Origin of the sequence: Muriicola marianensis, assembly GCF_014638095.1 — a bacterium.
GTDB lineage: Bacteria > Bacteroidota > Bacteroidia > Flavobacteriales > Flavobacteriaceae > Muriicola > Muriicola marianensis.
Map to the genome: position 1 here is coordinate 787,917 of NZ_BMFH01000001.1, position 18,197 is coordinate 806,113.

19 protein-coding genes are annotated in these 18,197 nt (G+C 48.5%); 16 read left to right on the forward strand and 3 right to left on the reverse strand.

What is annotated here, in order from left to right; translation table 11 throughout:
* Window positions 1–23: 23 nt before the first annotated feature.
* A complete protein-coding gene (locus IEV19_RS03590) occupies window positions 24–530 on the forward strand; it encodes a hypothetical protein (RefSeq protein WP_188369326.1) in 507 nt (168 codons plus the stop codon).
* Here the strand turns inward: IEV19_RS03590 and IEV19_RS03595 are convergent, their stop codons facing one another.
* A complete protein-coding gene (locus IEV19_RS03595; RefSeq protein ID WP_188369327.1) occupies window positions 531–1,088 on the reverse strand; it encodes a DUF8465 domain-containing protein in 558 nt (185 codons plus the stop codon).
* 84 nt (window positions 1,089–1,172) lie between these two features.
* Between IEV19_RS03595 and IEV19_RS03600 the strand changes: the two genes are divergently transcribed.
* Genes IEV19_RS03600 through IEV19_RS03610 form a run of 3 tightly spaced genes read left to right on the forward strand, consistent with a single transcriptional unit; the run spans window position 1,173 to window position 2,143 of the window.
* Window positions 1,173–1,472 (forward strand): DUF2752 domain-containing protein, encoded by a 300-nt coding sequence (locus IEV19_RS03600; protein ID WP_229732468.1) that lies wholly within the window; start codon window positions 1,173–1,175, stop codon window positions 1,470–1,472.
* Window positions 1,473–1,484: 12 nt separating this feature from the next.
* Window positions 1,485–1,817 (forward strand): CCC motif membrane protein, encoded by a 333-nt coding sequence (locus IEV19_RS03605; protein ID WP_188369328.1) that lies wholly within the window; start codon window positions 1,485–1,487, stop codon window positions 1,815–1,817.
* Window positions 1,818–1,834: 17 nt separating this feature from the next.
* Window positions 1,835–2,143 (forward strand): CCC motif membrane protein, encoded by a 309-nt coding sequence (locus tag IEV19_RS03610; protein WP_188369329.1) that lies wholly within the window; start codon window positions 1,835–1,837, stop codon window positions 2,141–2,143.
* A gap of 36 nt (window positions 2,144–2,179) precedes the next feature.
* Here IEV19_RS03610 and IEV19_RS03615 read toward each other — a convergent pair whose 3' ends face one another.
* Window positions 2,180–4,384: a RecQ family ATP-dependent DNA helicase gene (locus tag IEV19_RS03615; RefSeq protein WP_188369330.1), complete on the reverse strand. Its 2,205-nt coding sequence runs from the start codon at window positions 4,382–4,384 to the stop codon at window positions 2,180–2,182.
* A 229-nt stretch (window positions 4,385–4,613) separates the two neighbouring features.
* Here IEV19_RS03615 and IEV19_RS03620 point away from each other — a divergent pair, with 229 nt between their 5' ends.
* The 4 genes from IEV19_RS03620 to lptB are packed head-to-tail and all read left to right on the forward strand — an operon-like array spanning window position 4,614 to window position 7,547.
* Window positions 4,614–5,579, forward strand: coding sequence for a KpsF/GutQ family sugar-phosphate isomerase (locus IEV19_RS03620; protein WP_188369331.1), 966 nt, complete (start codon window positions 4,614–4,616; stop codon window positions 5,577–5,579).
* The gene (tatC, locus tag IEV19_RS03625) at window positions 5,579–6,418 is read left to right on the forward strand and encodes a twin-arginine translocase subunit TatC (protein ID WP_188369332.1); all 840 of its coding nucleotides are present in this window, start codon (window positions 5,579–5,581) and stop codon (window positions 6,416–6,418) included. Before IEV19_RS03620 ends, tatC begins: the two co-directional genes overlap by 1 nt.
* On the forward strand, window positions 6,402–6,752 hold the full coding sequence (locus tag IEV19_RS03630) for a carboxymuconolactone decarboxylase family protein (protein WP_188369333.1): 351 nt from the start codon (window positions 6,402–6,404) through the stop codon (window positions 6,750–6,752). Before tatC ends, IEV19_RS03630 begins: the two co-directional genes overlap by 17 nt.
* A 54-nt stretch (window positions 6,753–6,806) precedes the next feature.
* A complete protein-coding gene (gene lptB, locus IEV19_RS03635) occupies window positions 6,807–7,547 on the forward strand; it encodes an LPS export ABC transporter ATP-binding protein (protein ID WP_188369334.1) in 741 nt (246 codons plus the stop codon).
* A 36-nt stretch (window positions 7,548–7,583) separates the two neighbouring features.
* Here lptB and IEV19_RS03640 read toward each other — a convergent pair whose 3' ends face one another.
* Window positions 7,584–8,327 carry a CDP-alcohol phosphatidyltransferase family protein gene (locus IEV19_RS03640; RefSeq protein WP_188369335.1) on the reverse strand — a complete coding sequence of 248 codons (744 nt, stop codon included), beginning with the start codon at window positions 8,325–8,327 and terminating at the stop codon, window positions 7,584–7,586.
* A 113-nt stretch (window positions 8,328–8,440) separates the two neighbouring features.
* Here IEV19_RS03640 and IEV19_RS03645 point away from each other — a divergent pair, with 113 nt between their 5' ends.
* The 8 genes from IEV19_RS03645 (at window position 8,441) to IEV19_RS03680 (ending at window position 18,133) form a co-directional block, all read left to right on the forward strand.
* Window positions 8,441–9,628, forward strand: coding sequence for a lipoprotein N-acyltransferase Lnb domain-containing protein (locus tag IEV19_RS03645; protein WP_188369336.1), 1,188 nt, complete (start codon window positions 8,441–8,443; stop codon window positions 9,626–9,628).
* The gene (locus IEV19_RS03650; RefSeq protein WP_188369337.1) at window positions 9,625–11,508 is read left to right on the forward strand and encodes an ABC-F family ATP-binding cassette domain-containing protein; all 1,884 of its coding nucleotides are present in this window, start codon (window positions 9,625–9,627) and stop codon (window positions 11,506–11,508) included. The genes IEV19_RS03645 and IEV19_RS03650 overlap by 4 nt, the downstream gene beginning before the upstream one ends.
* 17 nt (window positions 11,509–11,525) lie before the next feature.
* Window positions 11,526–12,038, forward strand: a complete 513-nt coding sequence (locus tag IEV19_RS03655; RefSeq protein ID WP_188369338.1) for a hypothetical protein — start codon at window positions 11,526–11,528, stop codon at window positions 12,036–12,038.
* Between the two features lie 28 nt (window positions 12,039–12,066).
* On the forward strand, window positions 12,067–12,207 hold the full coding sequence (locus IEV19_RS03660; protein ID WP_188369339.1) for a hypothetical protein: 141 nt from the start codon (window positions 12,067–12,069) through the stop codon (window positions 12,205–12,207).
* A 19-nt stretch (window positions 12,208–12,226) separates the two neighbouring features.
* Complete coding sequence (locus IEV19_RS03665) at window positions 12,227–12,802, forward strand: cob(I)yrinic acid a,c-diamide adenosyltransferase (RefSeq protein ID WP_188369340.1); 576 nt, start codon at window positions 12,227–12,229, stop codon at window positions 12,800–12,802.
* 136 nt (window positions 12,803–12,938) lie between these two features.
* Window positions 12,939–13,163 carry a DUF2795 domain-containing protein gene (locus tag IEV19_RS03670; protein WP_013551418.1) on the forward strand — a complete coding sequence of 75 codons (225 nt, stop codon included), beginning with the start codon at window positions 12,939–12,941 and terminating at the stop codon, window positions 13,161–13,163.
* 207 nt (window positions 13,164–13,370) lie between these two features.
* The gene (secA, locus tag IEV19_RS03675; protein ID WP_188369341.1) at window positions 13,371–16,733 is read left to right on the forward strand and encodes a preprotein translocase subunit SecA; all 3,363 of its coding nucleotides are present in this window, start codon (window positions 13,371–13,373) and stop codon (window positions 16,731–16,733) included.
* Between the two features lie 182 nt (window positions 16,734–16,915).
* The gene (locus tag IEV19_RS03680; protein ID WP_188369342.1) at window positions 16,916–18,133 is read left to right on the forward strand and encodes a sensor histidine kinase; all 1,218 of its coding nucleotides are present in this window, start codon (window positions 16,916–16,918) and stop codon (window positions 18,131–18,133) included.
* Window positions 18,134–18,197: the final 64 nt, after the last annotated feature.

Below are 18,197 nucleotides of genomic sequence, written 5' to 3' on the forward strand. Positions count from 1 at the left end.
TCAATTTGTTTTACTTTTGAGCCATGAAGAACAAGGTAATCCTGCTCCTGTCCCTTTTCCTGTGGGCTTGTAATGACGGTGATCTCGAGATCGCTTCCATCGACTTTGATGACATCTCCCTTCAGACCTGTGAAACCACAGTGACCACAGGGACCACCGTCTTTTTCAAAATCGATGGAGATGAAAGCCTGATCCTGGACTTGCAGGATGGGATCCTGGCCAACGAAGAATCACAGGATACGATCATTAGTACTATTCCCGGGCAGAGTACCCTGGTGTACAGAATTTTCAGCGGGACGGTTACCAAGAATTACTTCTGTGATGCCATTCCACCTGCAGAACCTACGGTAGAGGAAGAAATAGAGGCGGTTAGCGGGGAGGTCCTGGTGAGCACGGTGAGAAATGCCTTGGATACGCTCCAGTTCGACCATACCATACAGCTTAGGAATATCACCCTGATCAATGCTCAGGGCGAGAGAATCACGGACACGAGCATTGACGATTTCGGCACAGTGTCAACAAAACAGTAATCAATTCTCCCTGGGATTCTGCAGGATATAGGCTTCGGTGGCCCCCAGGCCGTACTTCTGATAATCGGCATCGTAATAGTTGATCTGTGGATAACGGCGCAGCAGAAAGCCGAGCTCTTCTTTTAATACCCCTGCCCCTACTCCGTGAATAAAAACTACTTTCCGGATATTCTTCCTCAGGGCAAATTCCAGTTGTCTTTTTGCCGTGTCTATCTGTATATTGAGCATGTCGAAATTGCTCATCCCCCTGGTATCAGGCACCAACTGATGGATGTGCAGGTCTACCTCCATGGCTGGGACATCACGTTCCTTTTTCTTGGAAACCCTGACACCCGGTTTCCGGCTTACTTCCTTCTCCAGACGGGAGGCGTTCACCTCATCGGAGCTCACCCGGATGCTCTGCTGTCCTTCTACCAGAATGATTTCCTGAGGAGTAAATTCCAGTTCGAAATCCTCATCCGTCCTGATCCTGATCACATCCTTACCGATTCGCATGACGATCCCCTCAATGGAATCATCGAGTACCTGTACCCTGTCACCTATTTTTAGTTCTCCCATATATGCCAGAAAATAATGCCGGGTTTTATTTTCATTCCCTAAAAATAATAGTATTTTTCGGTTGGAGAATGATAAACAAGACCAGTGAATCTCATCCCATTCCTATTTGCAGCCAAAGATCTCATGCTACCTTGTCTGAGCAAACAATTGCTCGGGATGGATTGCCCCGGATGTGGTATTCAAAGATCTGTGTGGCTTTTATTTCAGGGTGAATTCCTGGCAGCGTTCAAAATGTACCCTGCCATCTATCCTATCCTTGGTTTATTTGCCTTTCTCCTGCTCGATCAGTTTTACAAAATTAAATACGCCAATACCGTCAGCATCGTGCTTATGATCTCAAGTGTGGCAATGATCCTGGCTAATTTTGTTTATAAACTCCTCTAACCAAAACTTTTTATGGAACAACAAAAACTACCTAACGTAACCATCGCTATTGTCCTCGCTATCCTGTCTTATCTGTGTTGCTGTATCTATGGGATTCCGGCTATCATCATGTCGGGGATTGGGTTGTATCTCGTAAAAAAAGACGAGAAGACACTCATGGAAAACCCGGAGGGCTATTCTAATCAGGGTCAGCTCAGGACGGCTAAGATCCTGGTCATCATAGGGCTTGTCCTCGGGGTCTTGTACCTGTTCTGGACCATCTACCAGATTCAGGCCATGGGAGGCTGGGAAGAAGCCATGAGAAGATCGCAGGAGATGATGGAGCAATTCGGTATAGAAGAATAACCAACTAATAACAGATCATGAATCAACAATCACTGCCCGGAGCCAGCAACGCACTGACGATGGGGATACTTTCCGTAGTACTCACCCTGCTTTGCTGCGGGCCTTTCGGGATCATCTTTACCATCCTCGGCCTGAACAGTGCCAGTAAGGCGGAACGTATTTATAAAGAAAATCCCGGGATGTACACCGGATATGAAAATGTAAAGACAGGGCGGGTTTTGTCTTATGTCGGACTGGCACTTGCCCTCCTGTATATCGTCTTTATCATCCTGTATTTCGGGGCCATCATCGCCCTGATCTCGGCTGGTGAATTCGATAACTTTTAAAAGAAAACCCCGGACATCCGGGGTTTTTGTTAAGCTTTAATTGGCTACCTCACTCATAAATTTAAGGCGGTACAGCCGGAGTTCCTCGTCTTCGTAGTCCCCGTTGAACTCTTTCATGGCTACCTCTATGTTATCTGTCTCCGCATCGAGGAAGTATTCGTGTATCTCTTCCTGCTGGTCCTCATCGAGGATCTCATCGATCCAGTAATCGATATTGAGTTTGGTCCCGCTGAAGACGATCTGTTCCATCTCTTTGACGAGTTCGGGGAGTTCGATTCCTTTGGCAGCCGCGATATCATCGAGAGGTAGTTTCCTGTCAATATTCTGGATGATATAAAGTTTGAGCCCGGAATTCGCACCCGTACTCTTCACTACCAGGTCATCGGGGCGTACAATATCGTGTTCCTCCACATAATCTGCGATCAGTCGAAGAAATGGCTGACCGAACTTCCGCGCCTTGCCTTCTCCCACCCCGTGGATATTAATCATCTCCTCAATGCTGACAGGATACTTCAACGCCATATCCTCTAGGGAAGGGTCCTGGAATACCACGAAAGGTGGCACGTCCAGTTTTTTGGCTTCATTTTTCCTCAGATCCTTCAGTAATTTCAGCAATCGCTCGTCTGCCACCCCTCCTGCTTTCTTTGTGGCACCGACGATGGCGTTATCGGTCTCCTCATTGTAAACATGGTCCTTGGTCATCATAAAGGAAGAGGGCGCTTTTAAGAACGCTTCTCCTTCCTCCGTAACATGCAGGATGCCGTATTGCTCGATCTCCTTCCTGAGGTATCCGGCGACCAGGGCCTGCCTGATCAGCGCCATCCAGTATTCCTTGGGATGTTCGCTTCCACATCCGAAAAAATCCTTTCCGTCTATTTTGTGAGAGGCTATCAGGGCGTTGGTAGAACCGATAAGGGTCTTTACGATCTCCTTTGACCTGAACTTTTCATTAGTCCCCTGGATCACCTTCAACAACTTCACCAGGCTGTCCCGGGCTTCTTCCTTCTCCTTGGGGTTCCTGGCATTGTCATCCATATCGGCTCCCTCCCCGTTCACCTCGTCAAATTCCTCTCCGAAATAGTGAAGGATGAATTTCCTCCTGGAGATGGAGGTCTCGGCGTAGGCGACGATCTCCTGCAACAGGGCATTACCTATTTCCTGCTCAGCCACGGGTTTACCGGACATGAACTTTTCCAGTTTTTCCACATCCTTGTAGGAGTAAAAAGCCAGGCAGTGTCCTTCTCCCCCGTCTCGACCGGCCCTCCCGGTTTCCTGGTAATAGCTTTCTATACTCTTGGGGATATCGTGATGGATCACATATCGCACATCGGGTTTGTCTATACCCATCCCGAAGGCGATGGTAGCCACCACCACGTCCACGTCCTCCATCAGGAACATATCCTGATACTTGGAACGGGTCTTACTGTCAAAGCCGGCATGATACGGAACGGCACTGACGCCATTCACCTGGAGCATCTGGGCGAGCTCTTCCACCTTTTTTCGGCTGAGGCAATAGATGATACCTGATTTTCCGGGATTCTTTTTGACGAAACGGATGATATCTGCTTCCACGTTCTTGGTCTTGGGTCTGACCTCGTAGAACAGATTGGGCCGGTTAAAGGAAGCTTTAAACAGTGCTGCATCCTGGATACCGAGGTTTTTGACGATATCTTCCTGCACCTTGGGGGTGGCCGTCGCTGTTAGACCGATGATAGGGATTTTCTCTCCCAGCCGGTCGATTATTGGCCTTAAGTTGCGGTACTCCGGGCGAAAATCGTGTCCCCATTCCGAGATACAGTGGGCTTCATCAATGGCCACGAAAGATATCTTTACGGACTGCAGGAATTTTATATACTCTTCTTTGGTGAGGGATTCCGGGGCGACGTACAATAATTTAGTAACACCATCCACGATATCCTGTTTTACCTGCTTCACCTCTGATTTATTCAGGGATGAATTCAGTACATGGGCCACCCCGTCCTCATTGGTGGATATACCGCGCAGGGCGTCTACCTGGTTCTTCATGAGGGCGATCAGGGGGGAAACCACGATGGCGGTGCCTTCCTTGAGCAGGGCCGGTAATTGGTAACAAAGCGATTTACCCCCTCCGGTAGGCATGATCACAAAGGTGTTGTTGCCTTCGATCACATTTTTGATCACTTGTTCCTGAAGTCCTTTAAAGGAAGAAAATCCAAAATATTTTTTCAGAGAGGTCTGCAGTTCCAAATCATTCAATACCATTCCCTAATTCTTTACTTAATCCCACATGCACAAAATTCATCTGCTCTACAATAAGCTTTATTCAACGACAAGGTTGTTCGGGGTCGCAGCAGTATTTTCTCGAAGTATTAGAATACCCTATTAATAAGTTTGCGTAATTTTGTTTTCTTAAATATAATACATTCTTTTAGATTGATATTGCCCTTTGCGATAAAATCTACATTCCGAATCACCAAATCATAGCCCTGTCTTGAGCAAGCATAAAGCCATATTGGAACTGGCAAAAAAAACCATAGAAACGGAAGGTAATGCCATACAGAACCTGGTCTCACAGATCGACCATCAATTCGCGGATGCAGTAGACTGTATCTACGAGGCAGAAGGTCGGGTGGTCATCACCGGGGTTGGGAAAAGTGCGATTATCGCCTCCAAGATCGTCGCTACGCTGAACTCCACCGGAACCCCGGCTATCTTCATGCATGCCGCGGATGCCATTCACGGCGACCTGGGAACGATTCAACAGAAGGATGTGGTGATATGCATCTCGAAAAGCGGGAATACCCCCGAAATCAAATTGCTGGTTCCCCTGATCAGGTCGGGAGGAAATAAACTGATCGCCATCACAGGCAATCCCGAATCCTATCTGGCAGAACAGGCAGACTACGTATTGAACACCTATGTCGAAAAAGAAGCCTGCCCGAACAATTTGGCGCCTACCACCAGTACAACAGCCCAGCTGGTCATGGGAGATGCCCTGGCTATTTGCCTGCTTGAACTCAGGGGTTTCAGCCCCCGGGATTTTGCCAAGTTTCACCCAGGAGGCACCCTGGGAAAAAAATTATATCTGAGAGTCTCAGACATCTCCTCCCAGAATATGGTCCCCCGTGTGGATGCCCATTCCCCGGTAAAAGAGGTTATCGTTGAAATCTCTGAAAAGATGCTGGGAGTGGCCGCTGTGCTCAGGGAAGGTAAACTCGTAGGCGTGGTCACGGACGGGGATATACGCCGGATGCTCAATAAATACGAAAATATCAATGGTCTTACAGCTCAGGATATCATGAGCACACACCCCAAGACCATAGAGCCCGACGTGCTGGCTGTCAAGGCCCTCAACGAGATGCAGTCTAATGAAATATCTCAATTACTGGTGGAAAAGGACGGAAAGTACCTGGGGGTGGTCCACCTTCACAACCTCATTAACGAAGGTATCCTATAATGGCCAGGAAGAAGAAGGACCCAAATGAAATGTCGTTCCTCGATCACCTGGAGGAACTGAGATGGCACCTGATCCGATCCACGATGGCTGTGGTCATTGTTGGTTTTGTCGCCTTTCTGATGAAGGATTTCATCTTCGACACGGTGATATTCGGCCCCAAAAAACCCGATTTTCCCACCTATGGAGTTTTTTGCAAGCTTTCTAAGATGCTGGGCTTCAGCGAGGCGTTTTGCAGTAACGAACCCCTCTTCCGGATACAGAGCCGGGTGATGGCAGGACAGTTCTCGGCCCATATCTGGACCTCAATCTGGGCGGGTTTTATCGTTGCCTTTCCCTATGTGCTCTATGAAATGTGGCGATTTATCAGCCCGGGACTTTATGAAAATGAAAGAAAGAGCTCAAGAGGTTTTATCCTCGTGGCTTCCCTTTTGTTTTTTATGGGAGTGTTGTTCGGATATTACGTAGTAGCACCGCTCTCTATCAACTTCCTGGGGGGCTATACAGTCAGCCCGGAGGTGTATAATGACATCGACCTGAGTTCGTATATCTCGACTGTTCGGGCGGCTGTGATCGCATGCGGACTCATCTTCGAACTGCCCATCATCATTTACTTCCTGACCAAAGTGGGTCTCGTCACGCCCGAGATCCTGAAAAAATACAGAAAGATAGCCCTGGTGATCGTGCTCATCATTTCGGCTGTCATTACCCCACCCGATGTGGCCAGTCAGATTATTGTTGCCATTCCCGTACTTATCCTGTACCAGGTGAGTATCTATATCTCGGCCTACGTGTTGAAACGGGAGGCCAAAAAAGCCAAGAAATATGCCAAATCAAGTTGAGGAATTCAATGCGTACCGCTCCAGGATGAATGAGAAACTGCTGGGGGCGAACAACAAGCTCATCAAGCGGATCTATAACCTGGACACCAATGCCTATGCCGAAGGTGCCCTTGACGTGAAGACCAAGGAACTTCTGGGACTGGTGGCTTCTGCGGTACTCCGTTGTGACGACTGTGTTAAATACCATCTGGAGAGCGCCCGAAAGGCCGGTGCCCGGACAGAAGAGGTTATGGAGACCCTGGGGATCGCCACCCTGGTCGGAGGGACGATCGTGGTTCCCCACCTGAGGAGAGCCTACGAATTCTGGGAAGCGCTTGAAGAACAGGAAGGTTAAAAAAAACGTAATTCCTTTCCCCCTCCCTGTTTAATACCTTAGTTTTGGACCTTAATGAAACTCAGAGCCGAAAATATCATGAAAGCCTACCGCGGCCGAAAGGTCGTGAAAGGGATCTCCCTGGAGGTGAACCAGGGGGAGATCGTGGGGTTGCTGGGTCCTAACGGAGCGGGTAAAACAACCTGTTTCTACATGATCGTCGGCCTGATCAAACCCAACGGAGGAAGGATCTTCCTGGACGATACCGAGATCACCAAATTCCCCATGTACAAAAGAGCCCAGAACGGGATCGGATACCTGGCGCAGGAAGCGTCCGTCTTCAGGAAACTCAGCATAGAAAAGAACATCCTCAGCGTGCTCCAGCTGACCAAGCTCAGCAAAAAGGAACAACACATGAAGATGGAGCAGCTCATCGAGGAATTCGGCCTGGGACATATCCGAAAAAACCGTGGTGACCTTCTATCGGGTGGGGAACGCAGGCGGACCGAGATCGCAAGGGCGCTTGCCACAGATCCCAAATTTATCCTTCTGGATGAACCCTTCGCCGGGGTCGACCCTATTGCCGTTGAGGATATCCAGCGGATCGTCGCCCAGCTGAAGGACAAGAATATCGGTATTCTCATCACCGACCACAACGTGCAGGAGACCCTGGCCATCACGGAACGTTCTTACCTGATGTTTGAAGGGGGTATCCTTAAATCCGGTGTACCGGAGGTACTGGCTGAAGACGAAATGGTCAGGAAAGTCTACCTGGGGCAGAACTTCGAACTCCGCAAAAAGAAACTCCAGTACTAGGAGCTTTCCCAGCATTTTAAGGCAGGATCATTTAGATCAGGCCTGCTCAACCGGCCTGAAAAAAAAGAGGGACATCAGGAGGTAGATCAGGATTATCACCGGAACACTCAGGAATTTCATCGTACCAATACAAAACAGGCTGATAAAAAGGAAAATATACCTGAGGGAATTATCCTTGAATCCCCAATTCTTGAATTTCAGGGAGAACAGGGCGATGGGAGCATTGAGGAGATAACAGCTCAGGACTGTGTGGATGATCAGGAACCACGGATTGAGGATGATGTTGTTAAGGGCATCATTCCCATTGTACAGGAGGATCATGGGCAGAGATACCACCAGCAATGCATTTGCAGGGGTCGGCAGGCCGATAAAGGACGTAGCCTGTCTCTCATCGATATTGAACCGCGCGAGCCTGACAGCAGAGGCCAGGGTGACCGCAAATCCTGCATAAGGAAGTAAAGCAAAAAGCTGAAACACATCTTTCCCGCTACCTGCTTCCATACCCTGATGACCGCCAAGACTCATGGTGAAGAGCTGGTACATCACGATCCCCGGCACAAGGCCGAAAGTAACCATATCGGCCAGGGAGTCCAGCTGCAAACCCAGCTTGCTCTGCACCTTGAGAGCCCTTGCGCTGAGCCCGTCCAGAAAGTCGAAGATCAATCCCCCAAGAACCAGCAGAGCCATAGTACCCCATTGGTTGTCAAGGGCAAAGACGACCGCCAGTGATCCGGCCAGTACATTCATCAAGGTCAGTAAATTGGGGATGTTTTTTTTCAATCCGGGCTTCTTTCCTGCTAAAATAGCATAATTTTTACGTTAGCTGTTTTCTCATATTTTTTATTCAGATATTTGCGGGGTAGCCGGCTTCAGCCTAAAGCAGATCATGCCAGATGACCTTAAAGCAGCTTTTTTTTCTCCTCACCTTCCTCTTTGTAATTCCCCTGAGACCTCAGGCGGATCCCCTGTCTGACAAAGCCGTTATCAGCGTGATCACCTGCGGCCCGGGAGCTGAGCTATACTCCTCCTTCGGACACAGTGCATTCAGGGTACAGGACAGAGAGAAAGGTATTGACTGGATATACAACTACGGCACTTTCAACTTCAACACCCCTAATTTTTACGGCAAATTTGCCCGGGGGAAACTACTGTACTCCCTGAGCAAACAGCGATTCGAAAATTTCCTGTACGCCTATGAACTGGAAAACCGCTGGGTGAAGGAGCAAATACTGAATATTTCCCCCGGGGAGCAAAACGAGGTATTTGCCTTTCTTGAGAATAATTACAAACCTCAGAACAGGGATTACAAATACGATTTTCTGCTGGAGAACTGTTCCACTAAAATCCCTGAAGTACTCAAACGGGTCCTCGGAGAGGATATCGTCTTCACTAACTATCTGCAGGACAACCCCAAGACTTTCAGAGACCTCATTCAGGAGAATCTGATCTCGAATTCCTGGTCGAGTTTCGGGATAGACCTCGCCCTGGGTGCTGTGATAGACCGGCAGGCTAATTACCAGCAATATATGTTTCTCCCGGAATACGTCTTTTTTCAACTCGAACACACCCAGATTGCGGATCAACCCATCGTACTGCGCGAAAGGACCATCCTGGACTACAATCTTCCACTCGGAGGAAATTATTTTACGGCATCCCCCCTGTTCTGGCTGGGGTTGCTTTTTCTCTTTACAGCGACCATAACATACATAGACTTCCGGAATAAAGTGAGAAGCCGGGTTTTGGATGTCATCCTATTCCTCTTGACAGGACTCGCCGGATGCCTGATGGTCTTTCTCTGGTTCTTTACTGACCACACCGCTACGGCCCAGAACCTCAATATATTATGGGCCTTTCCTCTGAACCTGATACCTGCCTATTTCCTGATCAGATACAAAGCATTGCCAAATTGGCTGCCCCTTTATCTGACCTTCTTGCTCATCCTCCTGCTGATTATAGTCCCGGTATGGGCTCTGGGCATACAGGTCTTCTCTCCTTTGGTTGCCGTCCTTCTCATGGTCCTGGGCTTAAGGTTTGGGTTTCTTCTCTACCACGCCAGGAAAATTGAACCATCAACGCCATGAATCTGGTCTCTGTAGAGGAAATCTCCAAAGGATTCGGGGAACGCATCCTGTTTTCCGGACTTTCTTTTGGTATCAATGCCGGACAGAAGATCGCCCTGATCGCACAGAATGGGACGGGTAAAACTTCCATCCTGAATATTCTGGCAGGGAAGGATCAGCCGGACACCGGCATGGTCAACACGCGAAAAGGACTGCGAATCTCCTATCTGGAGCAGGATCCGGATCTCCAGGAGGATCTGACCCTTGAAGAAACCGTGTTCCGTTCAGACAATGAGATCCTCAAAGTCATCAGGGATTACGAGAAGGCCCTTGATAATCCCGGGGACCAGAAGCGGTATCAAAAGGCTTTCGAGGCCATGGAACGCAATAGCGCCTGGGATTTCGAGACCCAGTACAAACAGATCCTGTTCAGATTGCAACTCACCGACCTCCAGGCCCGGGTCGGGACTCTTTCCGGAGGACAGAAGAAGAGACTCGCCCTGGCACATGCCCTGTTGAACAAACCGGATCTCCTCATCCTGGATGAGCCCACCAACCACCTGGATCTGGAGATGATCGAATGGCTGGAAAATTATTTTGCCAGGGAAAGTATCACCCTGTTTATGGTGACACACGACCGGTACTTCCTGGAAAGAGTATGTGACGAGATCCTGGAATTGGACGGGGGTAAACTCTATTCCTATAAGGGTAATTACAGTTATTTCCTGGAGAAAAAAGAAGCCAGGGAAATGCGCGATGTGGTTGAACTGCACAAATCGAAACAACTCTATAAGAAGGAGCTCGACTGGATGCGGCGGCAGCCCAAGGCACGAACGACCAAATCCAAGTCGCGCATCGACGATTTCCACGAGATCAAGAGCAAGGCCCTGCAGAGGAGGAAGGACCACGAGGTTCAGCTGGAGATCAACATGGAACGCCTCGGCAGCAAGATCCTGGAATTCCACAACGTGGTCAAGTCGTTTCCCGATACGCCCATCCTGAATAAATTCAACTATTCCTTTGTAAAAGGGGAACGTCTGGGGATCATTGGGAAGAATGGGACAGGGAAGACCACCTTCCTCAACCTGCTGACAGGAAATGCTCTTCCTGACGGGGGAAAGATCATTACCGGTGAGACCGTAAAGTTTGGCTATTACACCCAGGAAGGGATACCGGTGAAGGAAGGGCAGAAAGTGATCGAAGTGATCCGGGAGATCGCCGAGTACATTCCCCTGAAAAAAGGCAGGCAACTCTCTGCCCAGCAACTCCTGGAACGGTTTCTTTTCGACAGGAAAAAGCAGTACGACTTCGTGGAGAAACTCAGTGGGGGAGAGAAAAAACGTCTATATCTCTGTACCGTACTGATACAAAATCCCAATTTCCTGATCCTGGATGAGCCGACGAACGACCTGGATGTGGTTACCCTCAATGTCCTGGAATCTTTCCTTCTCGATTATCCGGGTTGCCTGGTGGTAGTATCACACGACCGGTATTTTATGGATAAGATCGTAGACCACCTCTTTGTCTTCAGGGGTGAGGGCGTAATAGACGATTTCCCGGGGAATTATTCAGATTTCAGGGCCTATGAAGACAGTTTGGACGCTTCTAAAAAGGCGGAGAAAGCCTCGGATGCCGAAAAGGGCCAAACTACCGGATCTCCCTGGCGGGAGGAAGGTAAAAGGAGTAACCTCTCCTACGCCGAACAAAAGGAGTACAAACAGCTCGAGCGGGAGATACAGAAACTGGAGACGAGAAAAAAAGAATTGCAGGATGCCTTCCTGAACCCCGACATCACCCCGGAAGAGATCGCCGACCTGTCTAAATCCCTGCAGGAAACAGAACAGCAGATAGACCAGAAAACCGAACGCTGGTTTGAGATCTCTGTACGGGCAGAAAGCTAAATCGTCCAAAAAAGTAGATGAGCAGAAGGTTATTTCAAATCGGATCCTATCTCAGATTCCTGATCAGGTCGACCAACCAGCACGGGGTGCATTCCCCTTTTCTCTTTGCCTACCTCACGAAATGTCTCTATAAAAAGCTTAAAGGACCTCATAGCAGAACAGAAAAGATCGCCCTGAAGAGCATTCCCTATTTTAATTATCAGTCGGTATATGTTGAAGGCAAAAAAGAAGAATTGGAGGGACTCCTGAAAAAGGAGTTTGGGAACCTCAGCTTTGGTCGTCCCCCATACGATTTGGTATGTATAGACCGGGAAATACTTTCGGATACAATTCTGGATAGGATACTTCCACTATGCCACAACAGCAGCATGATCCTGATAGAGGGTATACACAAATCCCGGAAAGACCTCGGCCTTTGGGAATTGCTTTGCGATGATCCCAGGGTCACGGTATCTGTTGATTATTTCTTCGGAGGTATCCTCTTCCTCAGGGAGGAACAGGCTAAGCAACATTTCCGGATTAGGATATAATGGCTTAATTTTACCCCAATTCAGGGCTATGGATAATACTATCTATTACGTTTTAGGTCTGGTTGCCGTCATTTACATCGCCCTCTCCACCTTTAATCGCAGAAGGTCTAAGGAAAGAAAGTCACGTAAATTTATGGACGGTTATCAGCGCAAAAAGAAAGAGGAATAAGGCCTCTGCAGCAACACCTATGAAGATCTACACCAGAACAGGAGACGAGGGTATGACTGCCCTTTTCGGAGGGACCCGTGTCCCGAAACACCATATACGCATCCAGAGCTACGGGACCGTGGACGAATTGAATTCATGGCTGGGGCTTCTCCGTGACCAGGAGGTTCATCCCCGTTACAAAGAGGTCTTGATGAAGGTGCAAAAAGACCTTTTTACCATTGGGGCCATCCTGGCGACGGATCCCGAAAAAGCGGTCCTGAAAAGCGGAAAAGAGCGGCTGAACATCCCTAAGATCAGTAAGGAGGATGTAATTTACCTCGAAAAGGAAATGGACCATATGGAAGAATCCCTTCCTCAAATGACCCATTTTATCCTGCCCGGGGGACACCCGGCCGTGTCATACTGTCATATTGCCAGAACCGTCTGCCGCAGGGCAGAGCGCATGGCCTGCCTTTTACATGAGAATCAACCTTTTGACGCTGAGGTTCTTTCCTACTTAAACCGGCTTTCCGACTACCTGTTTGTACTGGCTCGTGCGTTCACTTACGACCTCGGAACAGAGGAGGTAAAGTGGATTCCCGAGAAAAAAGGCTAATAAATTTCCTTTTTGAGCGTTATTTCTTTAACAAAATTGAGATTTTGTAAAAAATAGTGTAAATAAACCAGTAAAAACTTGACTGTCTGGGTTTAAAAATTATTTTTGCAAAAATTTCAAAGTAATACTTTTTACCATGTATTGGACCTTAGAACTGGCATCCTATCTCAGCGATGCACCCTGGCCGGCCACTAAAGATGAACTGATCGATTACGCGATCAGGACAGGAGCACCATTGGAAGTGGTGGAAAACCTTCAGTCCATGGAAGAGGAAGGTGGAGAAATCTATGAAAGCATAGAAGAGATCTGGCCTGATTACCCTACCGAAGAGGACTACCTCTGGAATGAGGATGAATACTAACAGAATCATCAAATAGCTATAAAAAGTCTCTTCGGAGGCTTTTTTTTTATGTAATTTTGACAGACTTGTAGCTGAAATACCTTGTAAGGTAAAAGTGGAACGGCTTTTGACTGTTTAATATTCGTGAATACCGCAAAAAAATCGAATTAAAATTGCATTCCTGCCCATACCACCACCTTAGACAGGGATGTGGAAAAGAAGAATTTCATGAGTTTATTAAATAATGTCTTAAAAGTCTTTGTTGGCGATAAATCCAAACGCGATGTCAAGGAGATGCGACCTTTGGTTGAGCAGATCAACGCCCAGTGGGAAAAATGCCAAGGTCTGACCCATGATGAACTGAGGGCAAAAACAACCGAATTTAAATCCATCATTGCTGAGGCCTGTGCCTCTCTGAATGAGCAGATCGAAGCACTGAAGGCCGAAGTAAACGAGTCTTCGGACATCGACAGGAATGAGGAATTGTATGCCGAGATCGACAAGTTGGAGGAAGAGGCCTACAAGATTACACAGGATACCCTGGACCAATTGCTTCCCGAAGCCTTTGCCGTGGTTAAGGAAACGGCGAGAAGGTTTAAGGAGAATGAGACCCTGGAAGTAGTTGCCACGGAAAATGACAGGATTCTCTCCGGGTCTAAGGATTATGTGAGCCTGGAAGGTGAAAAGGCCATCTGGAAGAATTCCTGGGATGCCGCCGGCAAGGAAGTTACCTGGGACATGGTGCATTACGACGTTCAGCTTATCGGGGGGATCGCCCTCCACCAAGGAAAAGTGGCGGAGATGCAAACAGGGGAAGGTAAGACCCTTGTGGCCACCCTCCCACTTTACCTCAATGCGCTGCCCGGAAAGGGAACCCACCTGGTTACCGTCAACGACTACCTGGCCAAAAGGGACAGCACCTGGATGGGACCCATCTTTGAATTTCACGGCCTTACAGTGGATTGTATAGACAAGCACCGACCGAATTCCGATGGAAGGCGGGCTGCTTACAATGCCGATGTCACCTATGGTACCAACAATGAGTTCGGGTTTGATTACCTCAGGGACAACATGGCCCACACTCCGGGCGACCTGGTACAGCGACCTCATTACTACGCCATTGTGGATGAGGTTGATTCCGTATTGATAGACGATGCCCGTACCCCCTTGATCATCTCAGGACCGGTTCCTGAAGGAGACCGGCATGAATTCAACGAGCTCAAGCCCAAGGTCGTGGACATTGTGGAAAAACAGCGAAAACACCTTACGGGCGTTCTCGCCGAAGCCAAAAAGAAGATCGCGGAAGGGGACACAAAAGAAGGTGGGCTCCTGTTGCTCAGGGTACACAGGGGACTGCCCAAGAACAAGGCCCTGATCAAATACCTCAGTGAGGAAGGGATCAAACAACTGCTTCAGAAGACGGAGAACTTCTATATGCAGGACAACAACCGGGAAATGCCTGTGGTCGACTCAGAATTGCTGTTCGTGATCGACGAGAAGAACAACCAGATAGAGCTGACAGACAGAGGTATAGAATATATCTCCGGGGATCAGGCCAAAGACTTCTTTGTGATGCCGGATATCGGCAGCGAAATCGCCAGGATCGAAAGTCAAGACCTGGAGATCGAGGAAGAAGCCAAGCTCAAGGAAGAGCTCTTTAAGGATTTTGCCGTAAAAAGTGAACGCATACACACCATGAGTCAGCTCCTCAAGGCCTATACCCTTTTTGAGAAGGACGTGGAATACGTGGTCATGGACAACAAGGTGATGATCGTCGACGAGCAGACCGGAAGGATCATGGACGGCCGGCGGTATTCAGACGGATTGCACCAGGCTATCGAAGCCAAGGAAAATGTGAAGATCGAGGCGATGACCCAGACCTTCGCCACCATCACCCTGCAGAATTACTTCCGCATGTACAACAAACTGGCGGGGATGACGGGTACAGCGGTCACAGAGGCCGGGGAGCTATGGGAGATCTACAAGCTGGACGTAGTGGAAATCCCGACCAACAAACCCATTGCACGGGACGATCGCAATGACCTGATCTACAAGACTAAGCGGGAAAAGTACAACGCCATCATCGAGGAAGTGTCGCAGCTCTCTGAGCAGGGCAGGCCGGTCCTTATCGGAACCACTTCGGTAGAGATCTCGGAACTGCTTTCCCGAATGCTGAATATCCGTAAGATCCCCCATAACGTACTCAACGCCAAGCTCCATAAAAAGGAAGCAGATATCGTCGCCGAAGCCGGAAAGGCCGGAGTAGTGACCATTGCGACCAACATGGCCGGTAGGGGTACGGACATCAAATTGTCTGATGAGGTGAAGCAGGCTGGCGGACTCGCTATCGTAGGAACCGAGAGACACGACTCCAGACGGGTAGACCGGCAGTTAAGGGGTAGGTCCGGCCGGCAGGGTGATCCGGGAAGTTCACAGTTCTATGTCTCTCTCGAAGACAACCTGATGCGACTGTTCGGGTCTGATCGTGTGGCCAAGATGATGGACCGCATGGGACTGGAAGAAGGAGAAGTGATACAACACTCCATGATGACCAAATCCATAGAACGGGCGCAGAAAAAAGTGGAAGAGAACAACTTCGGAATCCGGAAACGCCTTTTGGAGTATGACGATGTGATGAATGCGCAGAGGGAGGTTGTCTACAAAAGGAGAAGGCACGCCCTCGAAGGTGACAGGCTGAAGGTGGATATTGCCAATATGATCTACGACACCTGCGAGGTGATCTCGGAGACGAACAAGGAAGCCAACGATTACAAGAATTTCGAATTCGAACTGATCAAATACTTTTCGATCACCTCCCCGATCTCTGAACAGGAATTTACAAAGCTCAGTTATCCTGAGATCAGCAACAAGATCTACGCCGCTGCCTATGAACATTACAAGGACAAGATGGAGCGGAGCGCATCGGTTGCCTTCCCTGTGATCAAGAAGGTTTACGAAGACAAGGCGAATTCATACGAGCGGATTGTTGTGCCCTTCACTGACGGGATCAAGACCCTCAATGTGGTCACCGACCTCAAAACTGCCTATGAGACCAACGGGAAACAACTTATCACGGATTTTGAGAAGAATATCACCCTGGCAATCATAGACGAGGCCTGGAAAACCCATCTCCGCAAGATGGACGAGTTAAAACAGTCTGTGCAGCTGGCGGTGCATGAGCAAAAGGATCCCCTGCTGATCTACAAGTTTGAAGCGTTTGAGCTCTTCAAGTCTATGATCGACAAGGTCAACAAGGATGTGGTCTCCTTCCTGTTCAAGGGGGAACTGCCTTCAGGGGATACAGACGAAATACAGGAAGCCCGGAATTTACGCAGATCCCGTGAATCCCTGAAAACCACCAAGGAAGAGATCCCCAACAGCGATGAACTGGCAGCCCGGAACAGGGCCGCAGGACAAACCCAGGGCAACAGACCCCAGGTCACTGAAACCATCGTCAGGGAAAGACCAAAGATCGGTCGCAATGACAAGGTGAAGATCAAAAATGTCATGTCTGGGGAGAGCAAAACCCTCAAATTCAAACAGGCCGAACCCCTAATTAATAAAGGGGAGTGGGTGCTTGTGGAAGACTAAAGAACCTCTTTGACATCAATAAATAGGATAGCCTGAAGGTTATCCTTTTTTTGTTTCATCGATCCCATGTGGCAAGTTTCGAGGCCGGCAATGTTGAAAATCTACCAAAACATACCTAGCTTTACAACAGCAGACTTAGTAAAATAACCAGGATAGATAAGGGATCCGAAAATTCGAGACTGATGAAAAAAAATTACATCGACCAGGAAAGGTTCAGGGACAAAGAGAAATTACTGATCAAGGCGACCAATTACACTTCGGTGCTTTGCCTTGCTTTTTTCCTGTTCTGCTATTTTTTGTTGGATATACAAACCTCCCTTTCCTTCGTCTTCCTTTTTTACGCCTTGCTGAGTCTCGCCAATACCTTTGCCTACAAAGCTCATAGAAATTTATCCATTACCTATAATATCGCTTCCATCGCAAGCCTGGTATCTACTTTGCTCGTGGTCTCCTTCAGTGGGGGCATCATGAGTCCGTTTATCTTTACTCTCAGCCTCCTGGTCCTGGCCGGTTATGCCACCACCCGCTCCTATGGAAAGACTTACCTTTTTATCATTTGTACCCTGGTGGTACTCCTTTTCATTCAAAACAGGTTCTTCCCTTTGGATCTTACCAACCAGGTCCCTGAGATTTCCCGTGATATTTTTGCTCTTCTGAGCGTTCTGTTTACCGTTTATCTCCTGGGCGGCATCTTTGGAAAGGACCTTATGATCGTTCACCATCAACTCTATAAGTCCAAAAGGGAAATGCAGGCCCGCAGCGAAGAGAAAGACACCCTGCTCAAGGAAGTGCACCACAGGGTCAAGAATAATCTGCAGACAGTTTCCAGCCTGTTGAGCCTGCAGGGAAGAAGCATCTCCGATGCGCGTACCAGAAGCATACTGAAAAGCAGTCAGAACCGGGTGATCTCCATGGCCATGGTCCATGAAATGCTGTACATGAGGGACGATCTCTCCAAAATACAATACAGGACCTACGTCAGGGAATTGAGTGAATACCTGGTAAAATCACTTAAAGGAGCCAATAACAAGGTATCGCTTAATATCGATATTCCGGACATAGAACTGGGTATTGACACCGCCATCCCCCTTGGACTGCTTATCAATGAGGCCATCACCAATTCTCTGAAATACGGGATCAAGGACGACCACGAAGGAGAGATACATATCGCCATTGAACAGGAAGATGAACACAGCTATGTGCTCGAGATAGGTGACAATGGGTCCGGGTATTCGGATACAGTGAACATGAAGTCGAGCAGCTCCCTCGGGCTCAAGCTTATCCACAATCTGGCTAGACAACTCAAGGGAACAATCACCCGGGATCCTTCTAAAAAAGGGACCAACTACATTGTCAAATTCAGGGAGATCGAACCCCAGCCCTTTCCTTCAGTGGCTTAGAGGAATTGGCTTATTCCCAGGTAACACAGCAGGCGGATATTCCGGTCGGGCCTTTGGATTTATC

Bases quoted from the DNA above. Each gene is read 5' to 3' on its own strand.
- IEV19_RS03590 (WP_188369326.1), top strand. From the start codon at position 24: ATGAAGAACAAGGTAATCCTGCTCCTGTCCCTTTTCCTGTGGGCTTGT.
- IEV19_RS03595 (WP_188369327.1), bottom strand. From the start codon at position 1,088: ATGGGAGAACTAAAAATAGGTGACAGGGTACAGGTACTCGATGATTCC.
- IEV19_RS03605 (WP_188369328.1), top strand. From the start codon at position 1,485: ATGGAACAACAAAAACTACCTAACGTAACCATCGCTATTGTCCTCGCT.
- IEV19_RS03610 (WP_188369329.1), top strand. From the start codon at position 1,835: ATGAATCAACAATCACTGCCCGGAGCCAGCAACGCACTGACGATGGGG.
- IEV19_RS03615 (WP_188369330.1), bottom strand. From the start codon at position 4,384: ATGGTATTGAATGATTTGGAACTGCAGACCTCTCTGAAAAAATATTTT.
- tatC (WP_188369332.1), top strand. From the start codon at position 5,579: ATGGCCAGGAAGAAGAAGGACCCAAATGAAATGTCGTTCCTCGATCAC.
- IEV19_RS03630 (WP_188369333.1), top strand. From the start codon at position 6,402: ATGCCAAATCAAGTTGAGGAATTCAATGCGTACCGCTCCAGGATGAAT.
- lptB (WP_188369334.1), top strand. From the start codon at position 6,807: ATGAAACTCAGAGCCGAAAATATCATGAAAGCCTACCGCGGCCGAAAG.
- IEV19_RS03645 (WP_188369336.1), top strand. From the start codon at position 8,441: ATGACCTTAAAGCAGCTTTTTTTTCTCCTCACCTTCCTCTTTGTAATT.
- IEV19_RS03650 (WP_188369337.1), top strand. From the start codon at position 9,625: ATGAATCTGGTCTCTGTAGAGGAAATCTCCAAAGGATTCGGGGAACGC.
- IEV19_RS03655 (WP_188369338.1), top strand. From the start codon at position 11,526: ATGAGCAGAAGGTTATTTCAAATCGGATCCTATCTCAGATTCCTGATC.
- IEV19_RS03660 (WP_188369339.1), top strand. From the start codon at position 12,067: ATGGATAATACTATCTATTACGTTTTAGGTCTGGTTGCCGTCATTTAC.
- IEV19_RS03665 (WP_188369340.1), top strand. From the start codon at position 12,227: ATGAAGATCTACACCAGAACAGGAGACGAGGGTATGACTGCCCTTTTC.
- IEV19_RS03670 (WP_013551418.1), top strand. From the start codon at position 12,939: ATGTATTGGACCTTAGAACTGGCATCCTATCTCAGCGATGCACCCTGG.
- secA (WP_188369341.1), top strand. From the start codon at position 13,371: ATGAGTTTATTAAATAATGTCTTAAAAGTCTTTGTTGGCGATAAATCC.
- IEV19_RS03680 (WP_188369342.1), top strand. From the start codon at position 16,916: ATGAAAAAAAATTACATCGACCAGGAAAGGTTCAGGGACAAAGAGAAA.